General features: G+C 39.8%; 6 protein-coding genes. 3 read left to right on the top strand and 3 right to left on the bottom strand.

Translation table 11 applies throughout. The features are described from left to right. Positions 1–720: 720 nt before the first annotated feature. Positions 721–969: a hypothetical protein gene (locus GD597_RS17640; protein ID WP_171609227.1), complete on the top strand. Its 249-nt coding sequence runs from the start codon at positions 721–723 to the stop codon at positions 967–969. 3 nt (positions 970–972) lie between these two features. Next, on the top strand, positions 973–1,782 hold the full coding sequence (locus tag GD597_RS17635; RefSeq protein WP_171609226.1) for an SOS response-associated peptidase: 810 nt from the start codon (positions 973–975) through the stop codon (positions 1,780–1,782). Positions 1,783–1,792: 10 nt separating this feature from the next. On the opposite strand, the gene dinB is transcribed toward GD597_RS17635, so the two are convergent. The 3 genes from dinB to GD597_RS17620 form a co-directional block, all read right to left on the bottom strand. Beyond that, positions 1,793–2,953, bottom strand: a complete 1,161-nt coding sequence (gene dinB, locus GD597_RS17630) for a DNA polymerase IV (protein ID WP_171609225.1) — start codon at positions 2,951–2,953, stop codon at positions 1,793–1,795. 3 nt (positions 2,954–2,956) lie between these two features. After that, the gene (locus tag GD597_RS17625) at positions 2,957–5,908 is read right to left on the bottom strand and encodes a DNA polymerase III subunit alpha (RefSeq protein WP_171609224.1); all 2,952 of its coding nucleotides are present in this window, start codon (positions 5,906–5,908) and stop codon (positions 2,957–2,959) included. Positions 5,909–6,318: 410 nt separating this feature from the next. Next, positions 6,319–8,931, bottom strand: a complete 2,613-nt coding sequence (locus tag GD597_RS17620) for an MGH1-like glycoside hydrolase domain-containing protein (RefSeq protein ID WP_171609223.1) — start codon at positions 8,929–8,931, stop codon at positions 6,319–6,321. A gap of 376 nt (positions 8,932–9,307) precedes the next feature. On the opposite strand from GD597_RS17620, the gene GD597_RS17615 reads away from it, so the two are divergent. Beyond that, the gene (locus GD597_RS17615; RefSeq protein ID WP_171609222.1) at positions 9,308–12,589 is read left to right on the top strand and encodes a S41 family peptidase; all 3,282 of its coding nucleotides are present in this window, start codon (positions 9,308–9,310) and stop codon (positions 12,587–12,589) included. The last annotated feature ends 56 nt before the right edge of the window (positions 12,590–12,645 follow it).

Genomic DNA, 12,645 nt, shown 5'->3' with positions numbered 1-12,645 from the left:
CACGTATAGCAAAATGTAAAACATAAAATAAGGCACATGGGCTAAGCTGCAATTTCAAGTATAAGCCTTATTTAAAAATGAATTTGCTTTACAAATTGATGGTGCATTATGTGCAAATTGGTATTCGCATATGGCATTAAGGTCTGGTTGTTAAAAAATTTCTTAAAGTAGGATTTATATTAGCATTCAGTATTCTAAAGGAATTATGAAGTAAGAAAAAATATTTCAAATAGAAAACTTTTTTTGCTTAAAATTTTAAATAAATTTTTAGAATTAAAAGTGCGGCAATGCATGAAAGTATTCTTTGAAGTAATAAGATATTCATAATCAATATTTAAGTTAAAAAAATGTATTCTTCAAATTAATGCTCCAATCATAAAATAGATTTGTCAAATAGTTTTTTTATAACCACATTAATCTTTTCACAGAATATTTTACTACAAAGCAATTACGTTGCATATAGCATTGTTACTTAATTCTAGCTTTTTTTAGTAATACATAAAGAGTATTTTTTATGTGTTCTTATTTGATTTGCAAGCGATATATTTTCTATGAAACTATAATGGAGACATGTTTTAAACTAAGCTTATTCTATTTGTTATTGTTAGTCAAATTTTAGAATGGTTGAATATTTTATTGTTTGTTTCAGCGTCAAACAAAAAAATAAATGATTTTTTTGAGTATTGCATTTAAATGAGTTGCGCTTATTACTTTCATGCCATGGAAAATGGGGCAGCTATTTTTGAATTGGATTTTAAAGCAGGCAAGATCAGGGTGCAACGCCATTTGGTGGCGAATCAAACCATTTACCGGGTGGTGTTTTCTGATAAAAGAAGTCCGTTGGTGGTTACCAGAGCGCTTACAGATAATGCCAACCATTGGTGGACTTCGATACCAGAAGGCCGGCAACAGGAAGCGGAAGCAATTGGAATATTAATTGCCCAATATATTAAAGCCAATCAATTATAATTTATGTGTTATTACAACGGACAAAAAGTTACCCATGCAGAATTTATTAGGCTGAAGCAATTGGAAAAGGCCTTGGCCAAATATGATTTTCATGCGCATGATTTGAATATTGGTTTTGATTATGGATTGAACCTTGTTTTAAAACCCATTGCCGGTGTGGAAGATTTTGATATTGTTCCCATGGAATGGGGATTTATACCGCATTATATGCATAACAGGGAGGATTTGCATCATTTCAGGTTTGGTGGCACTAACCCTAAAACAGGTAAATACGATGTACCTATCATAACCTTAAATGCCATTGGTGAGGAATTGTTTGATAAGGTTACCTACAAAAAATCAGCATTGGAAAAACGCTGTTTGGTATTATCCTCCGGGTTTTATGAATGGCGGCATATTTTCCCTGCCAATAAAAGAACCGGGCTACCGGTAAAAACGGCTATTAAATATCCTTACTATATTACGGTAAAGGACAAGCCATATTTTTATATGGCAGGTATTTGGACTGGCTGGACAGATAAAAATACCGGGGAATATGTAGAGAGTTTTGCGATTGTTACTACTAAAGCCAATGCACTGATGGAACAGGTGCATAATACCAAAAAAAGGATGCCGGCAATACTAAATGAAGCACTGGCTTATGAATGGATGTTTGGTAAGCTGGATGAAAAAAGAATAAGCGAAATAGCTGCTACACAATATCCGGCCAATGAAATGACAGCCTACCCGATAGCAAAGGATTTTATTACTGCTTTAAAACCTGAAGAACCTTTTGACTATGCTGATTTAGCACCTCTGGAATTAGTAGAATAAATGGCTCCGTTTACACTTTTCTTGCTCCCGTAGCCCTTATCAGCAAATCTTCACCAAATCTTTTTTTAACGCTATCAATGGCCTGGTAAAGATTGATGCTTTCCTGTGTATCATCAAATAAACTAATTTGATAATTACCCGGAATAAGATTGGTAAACCTGATACCAATTAAGCGTATCAACATACGCCTTTCATACAGCTTGGCAAATAACTCTTTTGCTGTTTTTAAAATAATATGATCGGCATTTGTATAGGGTATGGTTAATTGCCGTGTAAATGTTTCAAAATTGGAGTACCTGAGTTTTACGGTAATACAGCCCGTTAGCTTATTTTGCTGTCTTAGTTCAAAGGCAATTTTCTCTGTCATTCTTACCAACTCGCTATTAAGAAAATGGATGTCAATAGTATCTTGCTGAAAAGTGTTTTCCGTTGAAATAGATTTTTGTTCATGAAAGGGTACTACGGGTGTTTCATCAATGCCATTTGCTTTACGCCACAGGTCGGTACCGCTTTTACCTAATAGGTTTTGCATCATTTCAATAGGTATCTCGCTGAGTACTTTTACCGTTTCTACACCCATTTTAAAAAGCAGCAAAGCAGTTTGTTTGCCCACGCCGGGTAATTTGGCAATACTCAAAGGTGCCAGATAAATTTTCTCGTTACCAAATGGTATTTCAATTTGCCCATTGGGTTTTACTTCATTGGTAGCTACTTTGCTGATGAGTTTATTGCTGGCCAGCCCAAAAGAAATGGGTAAGCCACTTTCTTTGTATATCTTTTTTTTTAGTTCGCCGCTAAATAACTGGCAGCCAAAAAATTTATCCATTCCGGTTAAATCCACATAAAACTCATCAATGGAGGATTTTTCAAATAAGGGCACTGTATCCTGAATAATATTAGTCACCAGCCGGGAGTATTTGCTGTAGGCTTCCATATCGCCACGAACAATAATGGCATGAGAACATAGTCGCCTTGCAATCTTCATGGGCATAGCACTATGTATACCAAATTTTCTGGCTTCATAACTACAGGAAGCCACCACACCACGGTCTCCGCTACCCCCAATTAATACCGGCTTGCCCAATAGTGCAGGATTGCGCAAACATTCAACTGATACAAAAAAGGTATCAAGATCAAGATGGGTAATATGTCTTTCCTGGTGGTATAGCACGGCTTATAAGTTGGCATATTTTCTTTCCTTGTAACCTATCTTATACAATTTGTGCACTTCAATATTATACACTCCAAAATCGGAAACAACTTTTCCGGTTACTTTATAAAAACCTCTTCCTTTAATGGGATAGTTCTTTAAAGATTCAGGAAAATGCACCGTGTCTACCCAGTCTAAATTAACATCCAGAAAAGTACCAAAACTCATTCTTTCCTGTCTAATGGTGGTAACTACTTTATAATCTATAAAATAAATAAGGGTAGTAACTATCTTATTCAGGTTAGCGGGCAGGTCTTTAGCCAGATGATATTTATGGGGGTCGTCATTTACCAAATCAAAAGGATTGCCTAAAGTAAAATCCAATGATTCCAGTTCATCATACAAATCATCCAATGGATCATCCACAAATGCAGGCAGTTGAAATTTAAAAGGTGCATCTGCAAACAAAGAGCTGGCAGCCGGAACATGGGTCATATTTTTCTTCTGTAAAAAATTTGCTTCCCATAACAATTGTTTTTTCTTTTTACCCGTGAACCTGAAAGCGCCAATGCTCACCAGCATATTTAGTTGTTCTTTGGTAATATTGGTTCTTTCAATAAAATCCTGTAAGTGAAGAAAGAGTCCATTTTTATTACGTTCCTCCAATAGCTGTTGTACCACTTCTTCCTGAAATGATTTGATATGTATAAAACCGGTATACACATCATTGCCGGTAATATGGGTATAGTACTCACTTTTATTTACACAGGGTGCATGAATGGTGGCCCCTGTTTTTCTAAGTTCTAAAAAGTATAGTTCCCTGCTGTAAAACCCGCCAAAATTATTAATCACTGCTACCATAAATTCTTTTGGATAGTAGGTTTTTAAATATAAACTCTGATAGCTTTCAACCGCAAAGGAAGCAGAGTGTGCTTTGGAAAAGCTATATCCGCCAAAACTTTCAATCTGCCGCCACACTTCAGCAGTAATATTTTCAGGATAGTTTCTTTCCCTGCAATTCAAAAACCATTTTTCTTTAATGCGCATCATTTCCTGATTGCCCCGGTATTTACCACTCATGGCACGGCGTAAAATATCTGCCTCGCCCATATCAAGTCCGGCAAAATGGTGTGCCACTTTAATCACATCTTCCTGAAATACCATTACGCCAAAGGTTTCCTGTAATAACTCTTTCATTACGGGGTGGATATAATCAATATTTTCCGGATCATGGTACCGCTCAATATAGGCTTTCATCATCCCGCTGCTGGCCACACCGGGGCGAATAATAGAACTGGCAGCCACCAGTGTTATATAATCATCACATTCCAGTTTTTTTAGTAATTGCCGCATGGCAGGCGATTCAATATAAAAACAGCCAATGGTTTGTACCCGTTTAATCTGATCATTTACCCGCTTATCTGTTTTAAATTTTTTAAAATCGTGTATATTAATATCTACCCCCTGATTCTCCTTAATAAGGCGCAGACTTTCTTTTATATGACCCAACCCACGCTGACTTAAAATATCCAGTTTATACAGCCCGATATTCTCTGCCACAAACATATCCATCTGCACCGTGGGAAAACCCTTGGGCGGCATAAATACGGTGGCATACTCGTATATGCTTTCTTCCGCAATCAGCATACCGCCAGGATGTATGGATAAATGATTGGGAAAGTTTTCAATTAACCTGCCATACCGTAAAATTTGCTGCTGTATTTTATCATCCGCATTACCACCTGCAGCCAGTTGATCTATTTCTTCCTTTGGCAAGCCAAAAACCTTTCCCAGTTCCCGCACTACCGCCCGGTATTGAAAAGTGGAATACATGCCCAATAAAGCCACTTGCTTTTTTCCATAACGTTTAAATACATAATCAATCACCTCATCCCTGTCCAGCCAGCTAAAATCAATATCAAAGTCTGGCGGCGATGTACGATGTGGATTCAGGAAACGCTCAAAATACAAATCCAGTTCTATAGGGTCTACATCTGTTATTTGTAAACAATAGGCCACAATAGAATTGGCACCGCTTCCACGGCCAACATGATAAAAGCCCCTTGACTGCGCATAACGGATAATATCCCAGGTAATAAGGAAATAAGCATTAAAACCCAACTCATCAATAATCTTTAATTCCTTCGCCACTCTTTCGGCTGCCAATTTGTTTTTCCCATACCTAAAGGCAAAACCATCTGCCGTTAATTTTTTTAATAAAATCCGGTCGTCTTCTTTGGTACTGCTAAATATTTTTTTGTTTTTATCGGTTTTAAAATCCATTTCAATACTACAATTATCCATCAGCTTGTAGGTATTGGTAACAATAAAAGGGTATTGTCTAAATGCATCCAGTAATTTATCCGGTGGCATAAAATATTCATCCGCACTGCAATAATCAGCTGTGGATAATTTAGACAGCAGCACATTTTTATCAATGGCCCTCAGCAGCCGGTGTACATTATAATAGGTTTTATTTTGAAAACTAACCGGCTGCCGAATAATCCATTTATCGGCAGTTAATTTTAGGTCAATGCTGTATAATTTATTTACTTCTGATGGCAGCACACCAATCCTTTCATTGACAAATAACTGTTCCGGTGCTTTGGTACCCAATGGATAAATCACATACCCGTCTTTCGGGTCAGTAAAAAAAGGCTGCTCCTTTGCTTGTTCAGGGAAGGGTTTGCCATTTTGCAGATGGGTACTTAGTAATTCATTTATCCAATACAAGCCCTTATTGCCGGCAGCAATCAGTATATAGAGCAGTTGACCATCATTTCTTATTTCAGCGCCAGTAATAGGCTTAATGCCCTGCTGCCGGCAAAATTGTACAAAGTCCCAGATATCGCAGGTTGAATTAATATTGGTAAGCGCCATGGCCGTAACACCTATTTGGGTAGCTGCTTTTACCAGTTCTTCCGTAGCAAATGTGCCATACCTGAAACTGAAATATGTTTTACAGTTGAGGTACATATCTTGTTTTTAGGATGTAAATATAGGAGCAAATACTAAATTATTTAGCATTTTATTTATTTTAATCCATTCAAAATGGGTAAATGTTTCCACCCCTCGGTTGGGAAATAAGCGGATAGCTGTTAGCTGCCGGCTATTAGCTGCCAGCCAAAGATGATTGGCTGTTTCGCTAAAAGCTAACAACCAATGGCTAATAGCTTTTAGCAAAAGAAGTTTATATCTCCTTCATGCTGAACTTGTTTCAGTTTCTCCTGGTAAAAAACTGTGAAATAGTAAATAGGTCTTATAAAAGTTCCCGTTTGCGGTAAAAATCATTGCATTAATCAGCTGCATAAAGCATCTAACAGCACAAGAGTGCGACGCAAGAATAGCTGCATCATGATATTTCAGCCGGCTACAAAACAGGCTGTTTAATCTTCATCCATTTCCAACAGTAAATTGGCTATCAGGGCCGTCCAACCGGTTTGGTGGGAGGCGCCTAAACCCTGGCCGGTATCGCCATGAAAAAACTCGTAGAACAGATGATGGTCTTTGAAATGTTCTGCCGACCATTGGGGGTGTTTGGCATCGTGGTATTGATAGGCACCTGTCTCATTTTTCTCAAATATTTTTAATAACCTTTTTGTGAGTGCATTGGCTATTTGTTTGAGGTTGAGCATGGTACCCGAACCTGCCGGAAACTCAAATGTATACTTGTCTCCATAATAAACATAGTATTTTCTGATGGAGTTGATAATGAGATAATTCAAGGGCATCCAGATAGGACCCCGCCAGTTGGAATTACCGCCAAACATAGAACTGGAGCTTTCGCCCGGCTCGTATTGTATGCTGTAATGGCTGCCCATATAGCCAAAAGTATAAGGATGTTCTTTGTGACTTTTGGAGAGGGAGCGGATACCATAGTCAGATAAAAATTCTGCTTCATCCAACAGCCTTTTTAACAGGCTTTCCAGCCGGTCATCTATCATGATGGCGAACAGGTAATTGCCGTCCTGATTCTTTTTATCAATATCGGAGATAATGCGGGTAAGATCGGGTCGGGTTAGGCGAATTACTTCCAGACGGGTATTAAACTTGCGCAGGTTTTTAAACTGATTACCATGAATAATTTCCACCGCCAATAATGGAATAATACCTACCAGGGAACGGATGCGTAAACGCTGACTGGTACCGTTTTCAAACTGGATGGCATCATAATAAAACTTATCAGTTTCGTCCCACAGAGAAATATCTTTTTTACCAATATGGTGCATGGCCCAGCCGATATTTAAAAAGTGCCTGAAAAACTTGGCTGCTGATTCTTCGTAAGCTTTATTATGTTCTGCCAGTTCCAGCGACATGCGCAGCATATTAATGGCATACATGGCCATCCAGCTGGTAGCATCGGCCTGTTGTAATTTTTTAATACCGGGTGGCATATGGTTTCTGTCGAACACCCCAATATTATCCAGACCAAGAAATCCACCTTCAAAAATATCTGTGCCGTTGGTATCTTTTTGGTTTACCCACCAGGTAAAATTCATGAGTAATTTCTGAAAAGCCCGTTCCAGAAAATCCCAGTCAGAAACACCCGTCTTCTTCTTATCCGCCTCATATACATACCATACGCCCCAGGCATGTACAGGTGGGTTTACATCGCTAAAATTCCATTCGTAGGCGGGTATTTGTCCGTTGGGATGCATATAATATTCCCGCAATACCACCAGCAATTGCTGTTTGGCAAAATCGGGGTCAATATGTACAAAAGTAGACGCATGAAAAGCAAGATCCCAGGCCGCAAACCAGGGGTATTCCCATTTATCGGGCATGGAAATAATATTACGGCAGGTAAGGTGCTGCCAATCGTAATTGCGCTGATAATGGCGGTTGGGTGGCGTTTCATTCGGTTCGCCAAACAGCCATTTAAATACATCTAAATAATAGAATTGCTTTGTCCACAATAATCCGCTTACGGAGCTGCGCAGCAGCGATTGATGAGCTGGCGAAAGATGCTTTGGTGTTAGCTGCTTATAATAAGCATCTGCTTCGGCCTTGCGTTTGGTAAAAACTGCATTAAAAGAACCCCATGGATTATCCAGCTCTGCTTTACTAAGCCTTACTTTAAATACGGCAGCTGCGCCGGGTTTTATTTTTTGCTGCCACCAAATGGCCGATTTGGTGCCTTTTTTATCGGGGTTAACCGTAGCTTCCTGATGAATAACATGGTTATTAATGCCATCCTTTACAAAAGGCAGGTCGTTGGGCCGGTTGTACATGCGCTGGTTATTGGTTTCGTTGTCGCAAAACAACTGCTCCCCACCATCATGATACAGAAAAAAATGGCCGTTGCGGGCAGAACGGGTTTGCAGACAATTGGCTGAAACCGCTGTTATCTCCGGCCTGGTAAAACGGGGATTGTGTTTCCAGAAATTACGAAACCAAAGATGTGGTAGTACATGAATGGTAGCCGCTTCAGGGCCGCGATTGTACACCGTTACCTGCATTAAAATATCGTTGATATCAGCTTTTGCATATTCAATAAAACAATCAAAATAGCGGTTGTCTTTAAATATACCGGTATCCAACAATTCATACTCCGGGCTTAAACGGTCTTTCTTGTTTTGCTGTACCAAATCGGTGTAAGGGAATGCCTGCTGCGGATACTTATATAAAAATTTACAATACGAATGTGTGGGGGAAGAATCCAAATGAAAATATAATTCTTTTACATCTTCGCCGTGATTGCCTTCCTCGTTGGTTAACCCAAAAAGCCGCTCTTTCAAAATGGCATCTTTGCCATTCCAAAATGCAGGTGCCAGGCATAAAATCTGGTCTCTGTCGCAAAAGCCGCCAATGCCTTCTTCGCCCCAGCGATAGGCGTAGCTGCGTGCCAGATCGTGATTGATATAATTCCAGGTATTGCCGTGCGGACTATAATCCTCCCTAACTGTACCCCATTGCCTGTCAGAAAGATAAGGCCCCCATTTTTTCCAGTTTTTATTACTGGCCGAAACAGATAGCCTTTCATTTTCTACATTATCCATCTTATTATACTTAAATTTTAATATATATACTTAACACCCGTACTTAAGCGTAAATATATTTATATCCTTATATTTTTTATAATATATTATTAACCACAATATAAGAATTCAGCTAAATAAGTAGCAGGTTTGGCCGGGATAACTATTCAAAAGAATCTTATTAGCCCGGCGGCAATGCGCTGTGGCGGCTTTACTTGCGTCGCACTCTTGTACTTTGGCACAATGGGCAGCATTTAAAAAAGCACAAAAAATGGCATGATATTTCAACTGCACTATTTGGGAGCACCTAACAGCGTAAATACGGCGGGTAGATAATTAGCTGCAACAACTAAAATAATAAAAACAAATTACTACATTCAATATATAATCTGTTTTTATGCTATTAAAACACTATGCTACCCTCCTGCTTTCTTTTGTTTGCTGCCATGTATTTGCCCAACAAAAAGGATATTACCGTACTCCCTGCATTTACCAAAACACAGTAGTATTTACCGCCGAAGGCGATTTGTGGAAATATGATCTTAGCAGTGGTATTACGGCCAGGCTTACCACCAATCCCGGTATGGAAAAAGATCCCATTTTTTCAACAGATGGCAAAAAAGTAATTTTTACAGGCGAATATGAAGGTATTCCCGAATTATACGACATCAATATCAATGGCGGGGTACCCAGGCGGCTTACCTGGGAATTTGACAATAGTGGTATTCATGCCTGTGGATATACCAATAATGGCCATATCCTGTTTCGCACTGCCTCCTACTCTACCCTGCCATCCACCCAGTTAATTACATTAGACCCTGTATCTCTTGTTACACAACCTATACCACTGGCACAGGCTTCCTTTGGTACTTATGATGAAAATGGGGTGTTGTTTTTTACCCGTTTTCCCAATCAGGGCAGTAAAACCAAAAGATATAAAGGCGGCTTTATAGAACAGGTATGGCGCTTTGATGGCAAACAGGAAGCTATTTGCCTTACTGCCGATTTTGATGGCACCAGCACCAGTCCCATGGTATATAAAGACCGGGTATATTTTATTTCTGATCGTGATGGCACCATGAACCTATGGTCTATGACCAAGGATGGCAAAGACTTAAAACAACATAGTTTTTCCAGCGGCTGGGACCTGCAATCGCCTTCCATCAGCAACGCCAATATTGTATATCAAAAAGGGGCAGATATATGGCTCTATGACATTGCCACCGGTAAAGAAAAAATGCTGGACATTTCCCTTCTTTCCGATTTTGACCAACGTAAACCCAAATGGATAAAAAGCCCGGTTAATTCCATCAGTAATGCAGACATTTCCCCTAATGGTAACTATGCTGCTATCATAAGCCGTGGACGTGTATTTGTATCTCCTGCCAAGAGCGACCGCTGGGTAGAAGTTACCAGAAAAAGTGGTATACGGTTTAAGGAAGTACATTTTATCAACGATAAAAGCCTGGCACTCCTTTCTGATGAAAGCGGTGAATTTGAAGTATGGAAAGTAAATGCAGATGGCAGCGATACCGCCAAACAAATTACCAAAAACAGCAAAACACTTATCACTTATTTCTCCGTTTCCCCCGATGAAAAACACATCGTTTATAACGACAAAAATGAAGTATTACGCATTGCTGATGTGGCAACAGGTGAAGTAAAATTTACTTACGATAGTTCCTATGGCGGTGTATTTGAAGCCGGCTGGTCGCCGGATAGCCGCTTTTTAAATATTACCAGGTCTATTGAAAACAGCAATACACAAATATGTGTGCTGGATATGCAGACTATGCAAATGACACCCATTACCACCACCCGATTAAACAGTTACGCCCCCTCCTGGTCGGCAGATAGCAATTGGTTGTATTTTGTGTCTGAACGTAACCTCCAAACCAAAATTACCAGCCCATGGGGGGCCAGGCAGCCGGAACCCATATATACTGAAACCCAAAACATCTATGCCATACCTTTGGTTAGCGCCGCTACATTTCCATTTCTGTCAACAGATTCCTGGTTAACCGATACGGTATTTACGCCGGCTGTACCTGCTACTAATATGGCAACAGATAAAAAAAGTAAAAAGAAAACACCCCTTCCACCAGTGGTAAAAAATTATAACTGGAACCAGTTGAGCAAAACGCTTTATCAGGTACCGGTTAAGAGTGCCAATATGGGCAGTTTTGCTGCATTGGATGGTTATTTGTATTGGATAGACGTGGGCCATTTGGGCAACCAGGATGGAGGCAAATTGTTTGCGCTTAAAATAGAAGAAAGCAAAAAATATGAGCCGGTAGAAATAGCTGCCGGTGTTGGCGGATTTAGCCCCTCTGCCAATAAAAAGAAGCTGCTGATATTTTTCCAGAATCAAACCATTGCTATTGCAGATGCCAACGGACAGAAACTGGATATGGATAAAGCAAAGCTGGAATTAGACAATTGGAATTTTGTGCTAAACCCCATACAAGACTGGCAGCAAATGTTTGATGATGCCTGGCGCATGATGCGGGATTATTTCTACGACAGGGATATGCACCAGGTAGACTGGGTGGCTATTAAACAACATTATCAACCCTTACTGGCCAGGGTAACCGACCGCTATGAACTGGATGATTTGATAGCACAAATGGTAGCAGAATTATCAGCGCTGCACACTTTTGTATATGGCGGCGATAAACGCAAATCACCGGATTATATACCTACCGGATTTTTGGGCGCCCAACTTACTAAAACAACTAAGGGACTGGCTATTACCCATATTTTTAAAAGCGATCCGGATTATCCTGATTTCTCCTCACCTTTAAACAAACCCGAATTAAAAATAAAAGAAGGCGATATTATTACCCAGGTAAACAATGTATCCGTTTTACAGGTAAATAATATTGCCGAATTACTGGCCAACAAAGTAAATATTCCGGTAAAACTTAGCCTGCTAAATGCCAGCAACCAATCCTACGAACAGATAGTAATACCTTTTGATAAAAGAAATGACTATTTTCTGCGATATGGGGAATGGGAATTGGAGCGCCGTGCAAAAGTGGATAGTTTGAGCCAGGAAGAAATTGGTTATATACACTTGCAAGCTATGAGCGGTGAAGACATGGATGCATTTGTAAAACAGTACTACCCGGTGTTTAACCGAAAGGGTTTGATAATAGATGTGCGCAGTAATAACGGCGGCAATATAGATAGCTGGGTGCTGGAAAAATTGATGCGCAAAGCATGGATGTACTGGCAGGCCCGCAGCGGTGGCCCTACCTGGAATATGCAATATGCGTTTAACGGGCATATGGTAATGCTGTGCAATCAGGAAACAGCTTCAGATGGCGAAGCCGTTAGTGAAGGCTTTAGAAGATTAGGGCTGGGTAAAGTAATTGGCATGCGCACCTGGGGCGGAGAAATATGGCTATCGGGCAGCAACCGCCTGGTAGATAATGGTATTGCCAGTGCCGCAGAATTTGGGGTATATGGCCCCGAAGGCACCTGGCTTATTGAAGGCCGTGGCGTTGAACCCGATTTTGTAGTAGATAACCTGCCTTACGAAACCTATCAAGGCAAAGATGCCCAATTGCAGTTTGCAGTAGACTATCTGCAAAAACAAATAAAAGCAAACCCTGTTATTGTGCCCAAAGCACCACCACACCCCAATAAATCATTTAAATATCCGCAACAACAATAATGCATTAATAGCAATAATAAAGCCCGGACCAATATTTTTGAGCCGGGCTTTATAGC

It is taken from the genome of Limnovirga soli, assembly GCF_013106755.1.
Lineage (GTDB): Bacteria > Bacteroidota > Bacteroidia > Chitinophagales > Chitinophagaceae > Limnovirga > Limnovirga soli.
This window is presented reverse-complemented; position numbering and strand designations above follow the sequence as displayed.